The following is a 16,296-nucleotide window of genomic DNA, read 5'->3' on the forward strand; positions in this document are numbered from 1 at the left end:
CCATAGAATGAGCGGGGTAAGGTATCGCCTTGCTCCCCATTACTCTAAGAATAAGAGCCCAAACTTATGGCCAAAGTGTTGCTTTGGATCGCTGCAGTATCGTTTGCGATCTACATTGTGAAGTCACAATACCTCAGTTCAAAAACCTACGAACCTTTTATACAAGCGTGTGTGAGTGCAGGCAGCGCCAGTGAAGCGCGTTGTACTTGTTTATCTGACTATATCCACCAGCGCTATAGCGATAAAGAGGTGCAAGCGATGATGGATAACCGTATTGCTGATGCGGCCGGACGCCAACAGATCGAACGCGACGTGCGGTTGGGTTCTGAATATTGCGCAGCGCAGCATCCGTCCAACTAGGGTTTACGGAGTTAAGTGACAGGGAGTTGCTTCAAATGAGCTATCGCTGGTGGAAGTGCACGAATACGTTGTGGGCTTTGGTGTTTCTGCTGTTGTCTGGGTGCTTTAACGAGGGCGGTACTGTTCGTTCCGGTATGACCTATGAAGTAATGAAGGAGCAAGGGGCCTTTAAGCTTGTTTATGTGGTTCCTTTATCTACGAAAAGTAAAGTCCCTTATCGAGAAGTAGCGAACAAGGTTTGTGCAGGTGAACGTATCTGCATAGCTCTGTTCTGGGATGAGAAAGAAAATGTGCCGCTTTCAATGCCCATGACCGATATGCAAGTGGCCACTAAAGTGGCGCACTATAACCTCAACAAGAACACGGGCTTAGACCGTGTGAGGATTTGCTCTAATGAGGGTTGTAGTTAGTTTGTGTGGTATTTTTATTGTTCCTGCTGCAAAAACTCCCGCGCTAGATACAAGGCTGCGATGGCGCGGCCTTCGGTAAACTCTTCACGGGCTACAAGCTCGTTGATCTGTGACAGCGGCCAGCGCACCACCTCTAAAGGCTCTGGCTCGTCACCCTCCAGCTTACAAGGGTAGAGATCACGAGCGATCATCGCGGTGAGCGTACTGCCCATATAGCTTGGGGAGTTGGTCATCTCTTTCAAAGGATCAAGACGGCGACAACCAAAGCCGATCTCCTCTTTTAGCTCCCGGTCAGCTGCCTGCAAAGGCGTCTCTCCAGCATCAATCAACCCTTTAGGCAGTGTGAGGGTGTAATCTTCAATACCGCCGGCGTACTCGCGAATGAGCAGGAGGTGGTCTTCGCTATCAATAGCAACCATCATCACAGCACCATTGCCACGTGATGCAAGCCGTTCATAGGTGCGTTCGACACCATTACTAAAGCGGATCTCTAGCTCCTCCACTTGAAAAAGGCGGCTGCGGGCGGTGGGCGTTACCTTCAAAATCTCGGGCTTCACGGGCATACTAATCAACCGTTTTGTATTGGCTTTAATTTGGGGCTTATTACTTTGATTGTACCTGCTGCGTTGGATTGGTCTAGTATCGATACCGTTTTGCTGGATATGGATGGCACGTTACTCGATCTGCACTTTGATTCCTTTTTTTGGCTCGAGCACTTACCGCTGCGATATGCGGATATTCATCAGCTCGACCCAGATGAGGCGAAGCGTTGGCTGCATGAACGCATCATGCAGGAGCAGGGCACATTAAATTGGTATTGTCTGGATTACTGGTCGCGCGAGCTGGATGTCGATATCGTGGCGCTCAAGCGTGAGGTGACTGAGCGCATAGCGTTTCGCCCCCATGTTAAGGACTTCCTCTCTCAGTTAAAGGTGCACGATAAGCGCGCTGTGATCGTGACGAATGCGCACCGCGGAAGTTTGATGCTGAAGCTTGAGAAAACCGATCTTGCTGAGCGTGTTGATCATATTATCTGCTCGCACGACTATGGGGTGCCGAAAGAGGAGCAAGCCTTTTGGCAGCGGCTGCAACAGGAGGAGCCGTTTGATCCCGAGCGCACGCTGCTCGTCGATGATAGCTTAGCTGTGCTGCGTGCTGCGCAAACCTATGGTATTCGCTACCTGCTCTCCATCGTGCAGCCTGATAGCCAAAGCCCGAAACGCGATATTGCAGAGTTCACTGCGATTGATCGGTTCAGCTCGATTACACCCGGAGGAGATGATGAGTGATATGGCTAAAGTCCGTCTGGATAAATGGCTCTGGGCGGCACGTTTTTATAAGACCCGTGGTATCGCGAAACAGATGATAGAGGGCGGCAAAGTGCACTATGAAGGGCAGCGCGCAAAGTGCAGCAAAGCCGTTGAATTAGGTGCGACGTTGCAGATCCGCCAAGGCTGGGATGAGCGAATTATCGTCGTTAAAGCACTGTCTGAACAGCGCCGCGGAGCAGCAGAAGCGCAAGCCTTGTATGAGGAAACAGCGGATAGTTTGGCGCGCCGTGAAGAGCATGCTGCACAACGTAAAGCGATGAAGGGCAGTGAGCTCAGCCCTAAGCAGAAACCCGATAAACGCAGCCGCCGTCAATTGCTTGAAGTTAAGGAGCTGCAAAGAGGGTGAAAGGTCCACTTTGGTGGTAGAATAGCGCCTTTGTAGATCGATTATTTTTAGTTAGGTGAGAAACAGCACGTTATGAGCAATCCTGATCAAATTCAGCGCATTCTATTTGATAAACTCGATATTCGCGGTGTTCTTGTCGGGTTAGAAGAGTCCTACCAAGCCGTTTTAGAGCGCCACGACTACCCGGATTCGGTACGTGACGGGCTGGGTGAGATGCTCGCTGCGGTGGCCTTACTGGGAACAACGCTGAAGTTTGATGGCCGTTTACTCTTGCAGGCTCAAGGCTCAAATAACGTGCGTGTGCTGATGGCTGAGATTAATCATCGCCGTGAATGCCGCGGTATTGCGCGTTATGAAGGCGAAGTGCCCGATGGGCAAGGCGTCATCGATATGATCGGTGATGGTCATCTTGTGATCACGATCGAGCCCGAGGTCGGCCAGCGCTACCAAGGCATTGTCCCGCTTGAGAAGGCAACCCTCGCCGAATGCCTCACGGATTACTTCCTACAATCCGAACAATTGAACACACAGATCCATCTTTCAGCTAATGATAAGCAAGCAGCTGGTTTCCTATTACAGGTGATGCCTGCTCAAGGCACTGCTGAGCTGGATTGGGAACATATTGCGCAGATTGGCGCGACACTCACTGGTGATGAACTGCTAGCGCTCGATAATGAAGCGTTGCTGTATCGTTTATTCCATCAAGAAGAGTGCCGCCTCTATGAGCCAGATAGCATCCAGTTTAAGTGTGACTGCTCACGCGAGCGCAGCGCTAATGCACTGCAAATGATGACACAGGATGAATTGCTAGAAATGTTGGAAGAACAGCAAGTTATTAGCGTTGGCTGCCAGTTTTGCAATGCAAAATATGAGTTCGATGAAACAGACGTTCGCGCTATGTTTAGCGACAGTGCCCATGTGCCAAAATCGGACGAGCTTCATTGATCTTGCAGCCATCTGTGTCGAACGGGCCATACATCGTTTTGTGTATGGCATAAAAATAGAGTTTTTGTGATAATAATGGCCCCCCAACAATAACCAACTGCGGCCTTAGGTGCAGATACAAACGGGGTCTATTGCTTTTCAGGTAACGTTTTTGGCGCCGAGCCAAGGGAATCCAGTAATGACCAAAGAAACTGAGAATACAGTCCATCTTAATCTGAGCCGCGCAGAGCTCGTTGAACATGCCGTTAGACGTGGTGAAGGTACGCTGGCCGATACGGGTGCACTGGTTGTCACAACCGGTAAGCGCACCGGCCGCTCTCCGATGGACCGCTTCATCGTAGAAGAACCCAGCACTGCTGATGTTATCGATTGGGGTAATGTGAACCGCCCGTTTGATGCGGACAAGTTTGATGCGCTGTGGAATCGCGTTGAAGAGTATCTTTCAGAGCAAGAGCACTTTGTTGCTAACGTACACGTAGGTTCGGACCCGAACCACTATCTGCCGGTTAAAATGTCGACGCAAACAGCGTGGCAAAACTTGTTTGGCCAAAACTTGTTTATCCGCCCAGATGAGTTCAACCCAAAAGCCAAAGAAGAGTGGCAGATCTTGAATGCTGCAGGTTTCGAATGTGACCCTGAGCGCGATGGTACTAACTCTGATGGCTGCGTTATTCTGAACTTTGCTAAGCGTAAAGTGCTACTTGCGGGTATGCGCTATGCGGGCGAAATGAAGAAAGCGATGTTCTCTGTACAGAACTTCCTACTACCAGAAAAAGACGTCTTGCCAATGCACTGTTCTGCGAATGTGGGCGAAGATGGCGATACAACGCTGTTTTTCGGTCTGTCTGGTACGGGTAAAACAACACTATCTGCAGACCCTGCACGTTACCTGATCGGTGACGATGAGCACGGTTGGGGTAAAGGCGTTGTCTTTAACCTAGAAGGCGGCTGCTACGCTAAGACTATCAACCTTAGCAAGAAGAACGAACCAATCATTTGGGATGCGATCCGCTTTGGTGCAATCGTTGAAAACGTGGCGCTAAATGAAGCTCGCACAGCTGACTACGACGATACGTCTCTAACTGAGAACGGCCGTTGTGCATACCCGCTTGAGCACGTTGAGAAGCGTACTGAAGAGAACATGGGTGGCGAGCCAAAAGCGATCGTTTTCCTGACTTGTGACCTTACAGGTGTTCTGCCACCGGTATCTATCTTGAGCAAAGAAGCAGCAGCTTACCACTTCTTGTCTGGCTACACGGCGCTGGTCGGTTCTACTGAAATGGGCTCTGGTGGAGGTATTAAGTCTACCTTCTCTACTTGCTTCGGTGCGCCATTCTTCCCACGTCCTGCACGTGTTTACGCTGAGCTGCTGATGAAGCGTATCGAAGAGTTTGGTTCACAAGTGTACTTGGTTAACACTGGCTGGACCGGTGGTGCTTACGGTACGGGCGAGCGTTTCAGCATCCCAACAACACGTGGCATCATCGCTGCAATTCAGAGCGGGGCGCTTGTCGGTGCTGAAACTCAGCACCTAGAAGGCATCAACCTGAGCGTACCAACGAGCGTACCAGGTGTTGACTCTACACTGCTGAACCCACGCGACACGTGGTCTGATAAAGGTGCATACGATGCGACAGCACGTGACCTAATCGGCCAGTTTGTGACAAACTTCGAGAAGTTTGACGGCGTATCTGAAGAGATCGTTAAAGCGGGCCCTAAAGCCTAACACGGCTGGAGCCGCGATAAAAAAGCCCCAATCATTGATTGGGGCTTTTTTGTTGGTGCGCAAACCGCATGACGGCGGCGCAACCTATTAGCTAAACGTGAACTTGATATCCGCGTTTTTCAGGTAATCCGCCTCTTGCTCGAGCTCCATATGCGTGAGTGGATGCATATCTAGCCAGCCATCTGGGAAGCGCAGGCTTAATTGCTTGCTCTCTGCTTTTAGGTCGAAGGCCGGAAGCCGTGCGGATGAGCGACTACGATTGAGCACAACGGCCAAGCGCAACAGCACACAGAGCCGCTTAAAGGTTTCCTTGCGTGCGTCAGGGAGCTGCTTAAACTCTTCGCGCGGGAATTTGCGGCGATTACCGCGTACCAAAAATGACAGTAGTTGCTGTTCAAGGGCGGAAAAACCGGCTAAATCCGAATGCTGCAGCAGGTAGGCGCTGTGCTTATGAAAGCCGCTATGAGCAATGGTGAGGCCAATCTCATGGGTGCGTGCAGCCCAGCTCAGCATGTCGTGGTGTGCATGTCCTGTTAATGCCCAACTCTCTTTAACCTGTGCAAGTGCTAACAATGCGGTGTGTTCAACACGCTGAGCGTGCTGCTCATCAACATGGTAGCGCTGGCTTAGGGCGGAGATAGAGCGCTCGCGCACATCCTCATGGTTTTTACGCCCTGCCATGTCATAAAGTAAGCCTTCGCGCAGAGCACCCTCTGAGAACGCCATCTCCTCAATGCCAAGAGACTCAAATAACGCGCTCAGGATGGCGAGACCTGCGGGCAGTATCGCGGTGCGTTCGGGTTTGACGCCGGGAATCTCCAGTGTGTCGATATTCTCGAAAGAGAGAATTTTCTCGCGTAGCTGCTGTAAGCTTTTCCGAGTAATCAGCTCGTCACTGAAGCCGCATTCGATCCCTGCATTGCGAATCGCTTTGATCGAGCCGGATGAACCCACACAGCTCGTCCAGCCCGTTTCTAGGTAGCGCTCCCGGATAACCTGTAGTTCGCGCAGCGCGCCGTACTCAGCTTGCTTGAAGTTCTTTTCCGAAAGGACACCATCAGTAAAGTAGCGTTGGGTAAAGCTCACACAGCCCATGTGCAAGCTCTCCATCTCGAGGGGAGTAAAGCGCTCCCCGATAATGCACTCTGTACTGCCACCGCCGATATCGATCACTAAGCGTGCGCCGGGAGTGTTGGCGAGTGTATGTGAGACACCAAGGTAAATTAATCGCGCTTCTTCTCGGCCTGCGATAATTTCGAGCGGGACATTCAACACCTGCTCGGCTGCATCGGCAAAAGCGTTACGGTTGTTTGCCTCACGTAATGCGTTGGTGCCAACTATCTTGATGGCATCGTTAGGGATATCGGCTAGGCGTTGTGCAAAACGGCTTAAGCAGGCTAAGCCTCGCTCAAAGGCTGCTTCGTCAAGCATACCGTTTGGGCCGATACCCGCCGCAAGCTGGACCTTCTCCGACATAATGTCGATCGTAGTCAGTTCGCCGTGGGCAAGCTTAGCCACTACCATGTGAAAGCTATTTGAACCAAGATCAATGGCTGCTAGGAGTGAATCTTCGGCAGCTAAATCGGTGTTGTTTTCGTTATGTAACATTCCGTCAATCTTCTACCCGTAAAACTAGTTCGTAGAGTACCAGATACCCGGGTCGCAAGCAGTGATTTACAACATTCATCGATCAGGATTCACACTTTTTTCTGGTAGGTGGTATGATCAACGGCAGTTTTAAAGCGCCTAAGGGCGATGTGAACAAGCCTTGTACGATACCGTTTGCATATTTCAGTTGTCATTGAGAGTGCTTGATTTGACTCAAGTCGCCCCCATGATAACGGTGTATGTAATTTGGCATCGGCAGCCTTTGCAGCTGTAATTAAGTGGCGGGACTTATTCACACCTCCCTTTTTCGGTGCATTTGGAGAGAGAATCAATGAGCGAAAATATCGTAAATGTAACAGATGCATCTTTTGAAGAAGATGTCCTTAAGTCGGAAGGTGCAGTTCTAGTTGATTACTGGGCTGAATGGTGTGGTCCTTGCAAAATGATTGCTCCAGTTCTGGAAGAGATTGCAAAAGACTACGAAGGTCGTCTTAAAGTATGCAAGCTTAATATCGATGAAAATAGCGAAACGCCGCCTAAGTTTGGTATCCGCGGTATTCCAACATTGATGTTGTTTAAAAACGGCAATGTAGAAGCGACGAAAGTGGGCGCATTGTCTAAATCTCAATTGGCAGCTTTCGTAGACGCGAACCTGTAATTGAGACATACGGAGAAGAGGTGTTGACTTGAAACACTTTCTTCTCCTTTTTACTAGACACCGGTCAGACAACCTTTTATATTTAAGCCGCTGGTGTTATTGCTCACTATATAAACACCTCGAAGCCGAATTTCACCTTGGCTTTTGAATTTACCGATACAGTTTCACTATCAAGCATCAGAGCTATGCTCCAAATGGCTCCAGATCGCGTAAATTGTATTTTTATTAGTCCGTTTAGATTAATTTCCTAACTCCTTCAAAACAATCGCCTCAATCAGGCATTCACTTCAAAGCATATGAATCTTACCCAATTAAAAACTAAAAGCGTTCCTGAGCTTCTCGAAATTGCTCAAGAGATGGGCCTGGATAACTTAGCCCGCTCCCGTAAGCAGGATGTGATCTTTTCGATCCTGAAAAAACATGCCAAAAGTGGTGAAGATATTTACGGCGATGGGGTGCTGGAAATATTGCAAGACGGCTTTGGCTTCCTGCGCTCTGCTGACTCCTCTTATCTAGCGGGCCCAGATGATATTTATGTGTCCCCAAGCCAGATTCGCCGCTTCAACCTGCGCACAGGCGACACCATTGCCGGTAAGATCCGCCCGCCAAAAGATAGCGAGCGCTACTTCGCGTTACTGAAGGTCAATGAGATCAACTATGACCGCCCTGAAAACGCGAAGAACAAAATTCTGTTCGAAAACCTGACACCTCTATTTGCGCAAGATCGCCTGCGTATGGAGCTGGGTAACGGCAGTACAGAGGATCTGACAGCCCGTATCCTTGATCTGGTTTCGCCGATGGGTAAAGGTCAGCGTGCTTTGGTTGTATCACCGCCTAAAGCTGGTAAAACGCTGATGCTGCAAAACATTGCCAATAGCATTACGCGCAACAACCCTGAGTGCCACCTGATTGTTCTACTCATCGACGAACGCCCGGAAGAGGTAACCGAGATGCAGCGCACCGTGCGCGGCGAAGTGGTTGCTTCTACCTTTGATGAGCCGCCAGCACGCCACGTGCAAGTGGCTGAAATGGTCATCGAAAAGGCTAAGCGCCTCACTGAACACAAAAAAGATGTAGTGATCCTGCTTGATTCGATTACGCGTCTAGCGCGTGCTTACAACACCGTGATTCCATCATCCGGTAAAGTACTCACCGGTGGTGTGGATGCTCATGCCCTTGAGCGTCCAAAGCGTTTCTTTGGTGCTGCGCGTAACATCGAAGAGGGCGGTAGTTTAACCATTATTGCGACAGCGCTCGTAGATACCGGCTCCAAAATGGATGAAGTTATCTTTGAGGAGTTCAAAGGTACTGGTAACTCTGAGGTGCACCTAGATCGCCGTGTTGCTGAGAAGCGTGTCTTCCCTGCGATCAATATCCGCCGCTCTGGTACACGTCGTGAAGACCTGCTGACGAGCGAAGATGAGCTGCAACGGATGTGGATCCTGCGTAAGTTGCTTGATCCAATGGAAGATGCCGCTGCGACTGAATTCGTCATCGATAAGCTGAAAGACTTTAAAACGAACGATGAGTTTTTCCTTTCGATGAAACGAAAATAACCACAGTTACGTATCAAAAGGGTGAGCTTATGCTTGCCCTTTTTTGTTAATAGATCGCCTGTCCTAGGCGCTACTAAACAGGTAATACGAAACCCCATGGCGACCCCCAAATATAAAGACCTGCGCGACTTTATTCAGATGTTAGAAGCGCGCGGTGAGCTTAAGCGGATTAAGCAAGAGATCGACCCCCACCTAGAGATGACAGAGATTAGTGACCGCACGCTGCGAGCTAAAGGCCCTGCCCTGTTATTTGAAAACCCCAAAGGCTACGACTATCCGGTGTTAGCAAATCTGTTTGGAACACCGGAACGTGTGGCGCTGGGTATGGGGGAAGAGAGCGTCTCGGCGCTGCGTGATGTTGGCAAGCTACTCGCACAGCTCAAAGAGCCAGAGCCACCCAAAGGGATGAAGGACGCATGGGAGAAGCTACCGATGTTCAAGCAAGTGCTGAACATGGGGCCAAAAGTGGTGCGTAACGCACCATGCCAAGCGAAAGTGTTTGTTGGTGATGAAGTTGATCTGACCAAGCTACCTATCCAAACCTGTTGGCCGGGTGATGCTGGTCCGCTGGTCACGTGGCCATTGGTCATTACGCGAGGTCCGGGTAAAGAGCGCCAGAACTTGGGCATCTATCGACAGCAACTGATCGGTAAGAATAAGCTGATAATGCGCTGGTTAGCTCATCGCGGCGGTGCACTGGACTTCCGTGAATGGAAAAAAGCTCACCCGGGTGAAAACTTTCCGGTTGCAGTTGCGCTCGGTGCTGACCCTGCAACGATCTTGGGTGCAGTTACACCTGTGCCTGATACGCTCTCTGAGTACGCTTTTGCAGGGCTGTTGCGCGGTGGTAAAACAGAAGTGGTTAAGTGTCTTGGTAATGACTTGCAGGTTCCGGCGAGTGCGGAATTTATTTTAGAGGGATATATCGCGCCAGACGAGATGGCTGATGAAGGCCCCTTTGGAGATCATACTGGCTACTACAACGAAGTGGATAGTTTCCCCGTGTTTACCGTGGAGCGCATTACCCAGCGCGAGCGCCCGATCTATCACAGCACTTACACAGGACGTCCACCCGATGAACCCGCGATCCTTGGGGTTGCGCTGAACGAAGTGTTTGTGCCGATTCTGCAAAAGCAGTTTCCGGAGATTGTCGACTTCTACCTACCGCCAGAAGGGTGTTCCTATCGAATGGCGGTGGTCACGATTAAGAAGCAGTATCCGGGGCACGCAAAACGCGTCATGCTGGGTGTGTGGTCGTTCTTACGCCAGTTTATGTACACCAAGTTTGTGATTGTCTGTGATGACGATGTGAACGCGCGTGATTGGAATGATGTGATTTGGGCGATCACGACCCGTATGGACCCGCAACGCGATACAGTCATGATCGATAACACCCCAATCGACTACCTTGATTTCGCTTCGCCGGTATCTGGCTTAGGTTCTAAAATGGGGATGGATGCGACCAATAAATGGGAGGGTGAAACCACCCGTGAATGGGGTGAACCCATCACCATGGACCCTGCGGTGAAAACACGGGTGGATGAGCTGTGGGAGAGCCTTGGCATCTTGAATGATGCCTAAAGTACCACTAAATGTGTGGTTGAATGATATGGCGCAACCTCTATCATGCAACCCGCAAGAAACATTACTCGAGGTGCTTGAGCGGCTCGGTTACCGTATGCGGCGCAGTTGCCGCAACGGTGTATGTGAAATATGTGAGTTTACCCTGTTAAAAGGACAAATGAGCCAGTCTTACCCTGCACAAGAACTCTGCGTTGAGCCATTAGATCCGCAGAGTCGCATTTGCGGTCTGGCCTGTACCGCCGTCCCTGTCACCGATATTTGGGTAAACATTGATGGGCTGAAGCGCCCCGGAGAAGTGATCTTGAAAAGATTAGTATGTGATGTTGAGCGTGTTGAAAAGCTCAGCGGCGATGTTTACCGCGTCACGTTGCTGGCGCCACCTACAGCCTCGCAAGCGGTTGAGTTCCATGCTGGGCAGTATTTAGAAATTGTTTTACCCGATGAGCGTAAAGCGGCTTTTTCAATTGGCAGTGCGCCAGAAGCAGGTCGCGAAATAGAGCTGCATATTCGTCAAGTGGCCGGTAGCGATGTGGCTTCAGCGATCATTGAGCAAATAAAAACGTCAGCGCAGATCACTGTTGAGATGCCTAAGGGTGACTGCTTCCTGCAAGCTGCCACGCTAGCGCCTGAGCAGACAGTTATTTTGGCGGCTGCCAGTACGGGTTTCTCGCAGATTAAGAGCATGGTTGAGCACCTGATCGCTGCTAACGTTACCAACCCTATCCATATCTACTGGGGTGCGCGTATCGCAGCTGATCTATACTGGCCGGAGCTGCCTCTGGAGTGGGCGGGCAAGCACGATAATATCGTTTATCATCCTGTCGTTAGTGAGCCTGGCGACAGTTGTGGTTGGACTGGCCGTATTGACCTGCTGCCGGATGCGATCAAAACAGACTTTGATAGCTTCGAAGATACTGTTGTCTATGCCAGTGGCTCACCTGCCATGGTATATGCATTAGTGGATAACTTGGCGGAGAAGGGCTTGCAAGAGACGCAAGTGCATTCGGATGTTTTCGCTTACGCACCGCGTCCCGCGAAAAGCTAAATAGCATCTCTTATTCAAGGATAAAGCCAGCCTTAGCGCTGGCTTTTTTGTGAGTGGTTGACTCGGGAGAGAGCACTCTATTTATGGAGAGCAAAATCTCAGCTTAATCTATCCAAAGGTTGGATATCGGCTTTGTCTGAGCTAGGCCGCTTATTAGAGCGAGGTTGTGACAGCCGGACATAAAAAACCGAAAGCCGCTAGACTTTCGGTTTTAGGTGTTATCTCAAGATGAAGCGTTAAGAGGCGACCGCTTTCGCTTCAGTTGTCTCTTCGGCAGGTTTGTCTTCCGCTTTAGGTGCAGATTCTGCTGGCAAATTGCCCATCGCAAAGTTGCGGCTCTCTTCCATCATAGCCTTAGCTTGCTCGGATTCACCCGCTTGCAGTAGCTGGTTGATCAGCTCTTGGTAAGCATCGCTAGACTTCTCTAGAGCGAGGCTTGCTTGAGCGTACTCAACAGCTTTACCAAACTGCTCATTACGCGCACTTAGGCGTGCCAGAGCAAGTTTGAGAGCGGCGCTATCGGCATGTTTTGCTTCCCAAGATTTGGCTGTTTCAAGCTGCTTGTGAGCATCAGAGCCTTGCACTTGGCCGTAAAGCGTTACTAGGCTTTCATCCCAGTTCTTCTTGAGTTGGTCTTTCAAGAACGCTTCCGCTTTATCTTCAGAGCCAGCCTCAATCAGCAGTTCTGCATAGCGGCGAACCAGTGGCTCTTCGCTAGATAGCTTGCTTGGGATCGCTTTCCACTCTTTGTTTAGAGCTTGTAAGCGTGTGCTATCGTCTGCCTCAACAGGTAGTGCAGGCAGTACATTACCTAGCATGTTGGCGTAGCATTGCTGCTCAAGTGTGGCCATCTCGTCGTCTTCAAGCACTTTGTGCTTACGCAGCTCAGGTAGCAGCGTTGTGAGGCTGCTCCAGTCGCCAAGCTTGAGGTAAACCTCTTTCAGCATTCGCATGATGTAGGAGTGCTTCGGCGCTAATCGACGCAAACGTAGCAATGTTGCTAGAGCAGGGTCGTATTGGCCACGCTCTAATTGGATTTGCGCTTGCGTGACACCAATTGCCAGCTCTGCCTGCGGTACGCTGGTTAGGGCTTGCTGTAGCAACTGATCCACTGCTTTGTCTTCGCGTTGCTCGTGTGCAGCGCGTGCAGCGGCAAGATAGTTCACCAACGGCTGTCCTGAAGTTTCAGCGGCTTGCGTTAGCAAACGCTGTGCTTTCCACCAGCGGCCTTCCGATAGTGCGAGTAGACCTTTAAGCGTTTTGCCTTGGCTGCTCGCTTGCTGGCGGCGCTGACGCCACTCACGAATTTTGTGAGTAGGAATGCGCGCTTTAAAGAACAGGTTAACGGCCCAGTGCAGTGCCAAAAAACCAACAGCGGCGATCACCAATAGCACCCATAAGCTGGTTTCAATACTGGTTTCGCTATAGGTAATGAGCACATAGCCTGGATCTTTGACCATTTTTTCGCCGATCCACGCGCCTGCTGCGAGTACGATAAGCAGGAGCAGAAACAGTCTTTTCATTATGCTGCTCCTTCTTCCTTCAGCTTAGTCATCTGCTGGAGGTATGATTTCAGTGCATTAAGCGAGCCACTGATATTTGGCAGCTCAGGTGAAATCTGCAGTGATTTTAGCTCGTTGATACCGCGCAATAGTGCTTGTGTGGTCGCGTCTTTCTCTTCGAAGTAGGTCGCGATCCACTTCTCGGCTTTGTCTAGGCTGCGGATAAACGCGGCTTGCTCTTTTTGCAGCAAAGATAACTGTGCTTGTTCAAGCATCAGGTGCAGGTTTTGCTGCAAGTAGTAAGTTTGCTCAGGTGATAGCAGCGGCTCGATTTTTTCGTCGCGATGTTGAATAACGACGAGCTTCTCAAGCTTATCAACGGCCTTAGCCCAAGACTCTTTCAAGCCTTGTGCCCAGCTTTCACTCACAGACTCAGGTGTGATCTCTTCGATAAGCGACGGTAGCTTGTTCTTATCGGTGATTGGGATCAGGCGCAAGTTATCGACCTGCTCATTCAGTGCTGCGAGCTTCAGGTAGGAGCCTTCCAGATCAAATGTAGGAACGGCTTCTAATGCAGCGATGTCAGAAGCAAGCTTTTTACGCACATCGTAAATAGAGACATCATCCGTCTCCTGCAAAATCTTGTCAGCTGACTTGAGCAGCGCAAGTGCACCGACTGATGTGTTTTCCATCAAGATGCGTTGGTTAGCCAAGCGCAGCAGGTATTCGACCTCTGCAAGCAGCCAGTCTTTACGGGTGTTGCTCTGCTTCGCCATCACTTGTTGAATACTAGCGGTGAGGCGCTGCTGCAGCTCTTCGATACTCTTCTGCTCTTTGGCAGACTGGTTTTGCAACATCGTCAGGTTTTGGTTAACCGAGTTAACCTGTGCATTTACAACAGACTTGGTATCGGCAATTTGAGTCTTTGCTGATTCCAGCGTGCTCTTCACATCGCTCTGTAGTGCACCAATTGCGGCTGCATCAGATTGTTGTTTCTGCATGCCTTGCCAGTACAGGTATCCGCTGCCGCCTAGTGCGATCAGGGAGATAACCAGCGCTAACTTACCCGGCCAAGTTGCACCTTGGTTTTGCGCAGCTGGGGCTGCAGCAACAGGAGCAGCTGGTTGGGGTGCAGGTGCGGATTTTTCTTCGGGCTGCTCTGTTACTTCAGGTGACGCTTTCGCAGCTTGTGATTTTTCCGATTGCTCGCCAGTAGGGGCTTTTGTTGCTTCAGTTGAGGTTTCTTTTTCAACTGAATTATCTACAACGTCTTTATTGTCTTCAGTTTTTTTCTCGGTTTTTTTCATTGGGTACAGTCCGAGTTGTTGGCTGTTTGGAGCGCGTTTACCATCGCTTGGTCGTCAGGTCCTTGCGCTACGTGGATGTTAGTAAAACCTAGCTCTCGAGCGGTTTCAGCGACACGCTCACTGGGTACCACAAGGTAGGTAGCTAGGAGTGAATTAAGGCTGAATTCGCGCTGCTGATTCTGCGCCACTTTAACAAAGTTGCTGAGTGCTTCGCCACTGGTGATCAGAATAGCGGATGGCGTAGGGTTATAAATAGTACTTTTGATATGGTCTGCATCGTAGTGTGGGCAGGTTCTATCATAGAGGTTAGCGTACTCAACTTGAGCTCCGCGTGCGGATAAGGTTTCTGCCAGTGTGGCGCGACCACCTTGGCCACGCAAGATGAGAACGCGTTTGTTTTCGAGCGATTGCAGCTCTGGAAGCACCAGCATCGCCTCAGAATCAAAGCCTTTGGCAGGCACCGCTGCGTCGATGCCACCCGTTTCTAGCACCGCTGCGGTACGTTTGCCAATAGCAAACCATTGAATACCCACCGGTAGTTGTGGCCAGTAGGTGTCGATCCAATCCAGTGTGATCGTTGCTGCATTTGGGCTCACACAGATGACTACATCGTAAAGATCCAGATTCATCATCTGCGTTTTAATATGCGGGTAGCGTGCGTCAGCTGGGGCGACCGGTGTGATCTGCAATGCAGGCAGATGCACAGGGTCTGCGCCGGCGGCTTTCAACAGCGCGATTTGATTGGCGCTTTGATGGGTGGGGCGTGTGACTAGCACACGCTGACCATCAAGCACTTGCCCATTATTTAACATCGCGGCCGTAGACTTCGCTGAGGATCTGATCAGCGCCTGCCGCGAGCAGGTTCTCGGCAACACGAATACCCATCTCTTCTGCACTATCAGGATGGCCGCGCAGTTCGTCGCGCAATACGGTCGTACCATCTGGACGACCCACTAAACCACGCAGGTAGAGCTCGTCTTGTGCGTCGTTTAGTGTGGCATGGCAGGCGATCGGTACTTGGCAGCCACCCTCTAAGCGGCGGTTCATCGCACGCTCTGCTGTAACACACCACGCGGTTGGTTGGTGGTGCAAGGGTGCGAGCAGCTCATGCAGCTCTTTGTCATCCACTCGGCACTCAATACCGACGGCGCCTTGGCCACCGGCGGGTAGGCTGATATCTACGGGTAATTCGTAACGGATACGGTCTTGTAATTCGAGGCGAATCAAGCCAGCCGTTGCGAGAATGATGGCATCATATTGACCTTCGTCGAGCTTGCTGAGGCGTGTCTGCACGTTACCGCGTAGGCTCTGAATCTCTAGGTCAGGGCGCAGCTCTTGGATCAATGATTGGCGACGCAGCGAAGAGGTACCTACAATGGCGCCCTGCGGTAGGTCTGCCAGCGAAGAAAACTTATTGGATACAAACGCATCGGTTGGTTTCTCGCGCTCGCAGATGACGGCTAGGCCCAAACCTTCGGGAAACTCCATCGGCACATCTTTCATGGAGTGCACGGCGATATCGGCTTCTTTATTTAGCATCGCGACTTCAAGCTCTTTCACAAATAGGCCTTTGCCGCCGATCTTAGCCAGTGGCGTGTCGAGTATTTTGTCGCCCTTTGTGGTGATGCCTAGTAGCTCAACCTGAATACCTGGGTGGTGCTTTTCCAGTTCTGCTTTAACAAACTCTGCTTGCCATAGCGCTAACAGGCTGCGGCGGGTAGCGATACGCACGACTCGTTTCTGCATAGAGGTTTCCTGAATCTTATTCCTTTTTGCCTTCTGGCGTGATGACGCGATTGTAACAGATTTAGGGGTGTAAGCGGCTGTGCTTTCTAGCTTGATAAGAGTGTAATGGCAGGAAAGCTGATATAATCACGCGATTGTTATGACCAAAAGGGTCATTAAAGATTCAACAGTG

General features: G+C 50.6%; 16 protein-coding genes. 10 read left to right on the forward strand and 6 right to left on the reverse strand.

What is annotated here, in order from left to right:
- Window positions 1-66: 66 nt before the first annotated feature.
- Window positions 67-360, forward strand: a complete 294-nt coding sequence (locus EOE65_RS14445) for a hypothetical protein (RefSeq protein ID WP_127695032.1) — start codon at window positions 67-69, stop codon at window positions 358-360.
- Between the two features lie 35 nt (window positions 361-395).
- Window positions 396-770 (forward strand): hypothetical protein, encoded by a 375-nt coding sequence (locus EOE65_RS14450; RefSeq protein ID WP_127695033.1) that lies wholly within the window; start codon window positions 396-398, stop codon window positions 768-770.
- A 14-nt stretch (window positions 771-784) separates the two neighbouring features.
- On the opposite strand, the gene nudE is transcribed toward EOE65_RS14450, so the two are convergent.
- Window positions 785-1,333 (reverse strand): ADP compounds hydrolase NudE, encoded by a 549-nt coding sequence (gene nudE, locus EOE65_RS14455; protein ID WP_127695034.1) that lies wholly within the window; start codon window positions 1,331-1,333, stop codon window positions 785-787.
- 45 nt (window positions 1,334-1,378) lie between these two features.
- Between nudE and yrfG the strand changes: the two genes are divergently transcribed.
- From yrfG to EOE65_RS14475, 4 genes are all read left to right on the forward strand, one after another.
- On the forward strand, window positions 1,379-2,059 hold the full coding sequence (yrfG, locus tag EOE65_RS14460; RefSeq protein WP_276317527.1) for a GMP/IMP nucleotidase: 681 nt from the start codon (window positions 1,379-1,381) through the stop codon (window positions 2,057-2,059).
- A gap of 1 nt (window position 2,060) precedes the next feature.
- The gene (hslR, locus tag EOE65_RS14465) at window positions 2,061-2,447 is read left to right on the forward strand and encodes a ribosome-associated heat shock protein Hsp15 (RefSeq protein ID WP_420846531.1); all 387 of its coding nucleotides are present in this window, start codon (window positions 2,061-2,063) and stop codon (window positions 2,445-2,447) included.
- Between the two features lie 72 nt (window positions 2,448-2,519).
- Entirely contained in the window at window positions 2,520-3,392 is an 873-nt protein-coding gene (gene hslO, locus EOE65_RS14470) for an Hsp33 family molecular chaperone HslO (protein ID WP_127695036.1), read from the forward strand.
- A 178-nt stretch (window positions 3,393-3,570) separates the two neighbouring features.
- Complete coding sequence (locus EOE65_RS14475) at window positions 3,571-5,118, forward strand: phosphoenolpyruvate carboxykinase (protein ID WP_127695037.1); 1,548 nt, start codon at window positions 3,571-3,573, stop codon at window positions 5,116-5,118.
- 87 nt (window positions 5,119-5,205) lie between these two features.
- On the opposite strand, the gene ppx is transcribed toward EOE65_RS14475, so the two are convergent.
- Window positions 5,206-6,726 (reverse strand): exopolyphosphatase, encoded by a 1,521-nt coding sequence (gene ppx, locus EOE65_RS14480; protein WP_127695038.1) that lies wholly within the window; start codon window positions 6,724-6,726, stop codon window positions 5,206-5,208.
- A gap of 331 nt (window positions 6,727-7,057) precedes the next feature.
- On the opposite strand from ppx, the gene trxA reads away from it, so the two are divergent.
- The 4 genes from trxA (at window position 7,058) to EOE65_RS14500 (ending at window position 11,569) form a co-directional block, all read left to right on the forward strand.
- Window positions 7,058-7,384 (forward strand): thioredoxin TrxA, encoded by a 327-nt coding sequence (gene trxA, locus EOE65_RS14485; RefSeq protein WP_127695039.1) that lies wholly within the window; start codon window positions 7,058-7,060, stop codon window positions 7,382-7,384.
- A 296-nt stretch (window positions 7,385-7,680) separates the two neighbouring features.
- On the forward strand, window positions 7,681-8,940 hold the full coding sequence (gene rho, locus EOE65_RS14490) for a transcription termination factor Rho (protein WP_127695040.1): 1,260 nt from the start codon (window positions 7,681-7,683) through the stop codon (window positions 8,938-8,940).
- Window positions 8,941-9,036: 96 nt separating this feature from the next.
- Window positions 9,037-10,521: a 4-hydroxy-3-polyprenylbenzoate decarboxylase gene (ubiD, locus tag EOE65_RS14495; protein ID WP_127695041.1), complete on the forward strand. Its 1,485-nt coding sequence runs from the start codon at window positions 9,037-9,039 to the stop codon at window positions 10,519-10,521.
- Between the two features lie 28 nt (window positions 10,522-10,549).
- Window positions 10,550-11,569, forward strand: coding sequence for a 2Fe-2S iron-sulfur cluster-binding protein (locus tag EOE65_RS14500; protein WP_240657009.1), 1,020 nt, complete (start codon window positions 10,550-10,552; stop codon window positions 11,567-11,569).
- A 236-nt stretch (window positions 11,570-11,805) separates the two neighbouring features.
- Here EOE65_RS14500 and EOE65_RS14505 read toward each other — a convergent pair whose 3' ends face one another.
- The 4 genes from EOE65_RS14505 to hemC are packed head-to-tail and all read right to left on the reverse strand — an operon-like array spanning window position 11,806 to window position 16,124.
- Window positions 11,806-13,092, reverse strand: a complete 1,287-nt coding sequence (locus EOE65_RS14505) for a heme biosynthesis HemY N-terminal domain-containing protein (protein ID WP_127695042.1) — start codon at window positions 13,090-13,092, stop codon at window positions 11,806-11,808.
- Window positions 13,092-14,378 (reverse strand): uroporphyrinogen-III C-methyltransferase, encoded by a 1,287-nt coding sequence (locus EOE65_RS14510; protein ID WP_127695043.1) that lies wholly within the window; start codon window positions 14,376-14,378, stop codon window positions 13,092-13,094. Before EOE65_RS14510 ends, EOE65_RS14505 begins: the two co-directional genes overlap by 1 nt.
- Window positions 14,375-15,190 (reverse strand): uroporphyrinogen-III synthase, encoded by an 816-nt coding sequence (locus EOE65_RS14515; protein ID WP_127695044.1) that lies wholly within the window; start codon window positions 15,188-15,190, stop codon window positions 14,375-14,377. The genes EOE65_RS14510 and EOE65_RS14515 overlap by 4 nt, the downstream gene beginning before the upstream one ends.
- Window positions 15,180-16,124: a hydroxymethylbilane synthase gene (hemC, locus tag EOE65_RS14520; RefSeq protein WP_127695045.1), complete on the reverse strand. Its 945-nt coding sequence runs from the start codon at window positions 16,122-16,124 to the stop codon at window positions 15,180-15,182. The genes EOE65_RS14515 and hemC overlap by 11 nt, the downstream gene beginning before the upstream one ends.
- Between the last annotated feature and the right edge of the window lie 172 nt (window positions 16,125-16,296).

Origin of the sequence: Neptunomonas marina (genome assembly GCF_004005935.1) — a bacterium.
Taxonomy (GTDB): Bacteria; Pseudomonadota; Gammaproteobacteria; order Pseudomonadales; family Balneatricaceae; genus Neptunomonas; species Neptunomonas marina.

Coding starts and splice junctions, on each gene's coding strand:
- EOE65_RS14445 (WP_127695032.1), top strand. CDS start 67: ATGGCCAAAGTGTTGCTTTGGATCGCTGCAGTATCGTTTGCGATCTAC.
- EOE65_RS14450 (WP_127695033.1), top strand. CDS start 396: ATGAGCTATCGCTGGTGGAAGTGCACGAATACGTTGTGGGCTTTGGTG.
- nudE (WP_127695034.1), bottom strand. CDS start 1,333: ATGCCCGTGAAGCCCGAGATTTTGAAGGTAACGCCCACCGCCCGCAGC.
- hslR (WP_420846531.1), top strand. CDS start 2,061: ATGGCTAAAGTCCGTCTGGATAAATGGCTCTGGGCGGCACGTTTTTAT.
- hslO (WP_127695036.1), top strand. CDS start 2,520: ATGAGCAATCCTGATCAAATTCAGCGCATTCTATTTGATAAACTCGAT.
- EOE65_RS14475 (WP_127695037.1), top strand. CDS start 3,571: ATGACCAAAGAAACTGAGAATACAGTCCATCTTAATCTGAGCCGCGCA.
- ppx (WP_127695038.1), bottom strand. CDS start 6,726: ATGTTACATAACGAAAACAACACCGATTTAGCTGCCGAAGATTCACTC.
- trxA (WP_127695039.1), top strand. CDS start 7,058: ATGAGCGAAAATATCGTAAATGTAACAGATGCATCTTTTGAAGAAGAT.
- rho (WP_127695040.1), top strand. CDS start 7,681: ATGAATCTTACCCAATTAAAAACTAAAAGCGTTCCTGAGCTTCTCGAA.
- ubiD (WP_127695041.1), top strand. CDS start 9,037: ATGGCGACCCCCAAATATAAAGACCTGCGCGACTTTATTCAGATGTTA.
- EOE65_RS14500 (WP_240657009.1), top strand. CDS start 10,550: ATGGCGCAACCTCTATCATGCAACCCGCAAGAAACATTACTCGAGGTG.
- EOE65_RS14505 (WP_127695042.1), bottom strand. CDS start 13,092: ATGAAAAGACTGTTTCTGCTCCTGCTTATCGTACTCGCAGCAGGCGCG.
- EOE65_RS14510 (WP_127695043.1), bottom strand. CDS start 14,378: ATGAAAAAAACCGAGAAAAAAACTGAAGACAATAAAGACGTTGTAGAT.
- EOE65_RS14515 (WP_127695044.1), bottom strand. CDS start 15,190: ATGTTAAATAATGGGCAAGTGCTTGATGGTCAGCGTGTGCTAGTCACA.
- hemC (WP_127695045.1), bottom strand. CDS start 16,124: ATGCAGAAACGAGTCGTGCGTATCGCTACCCGCCGCAGCCTGTTAGCG.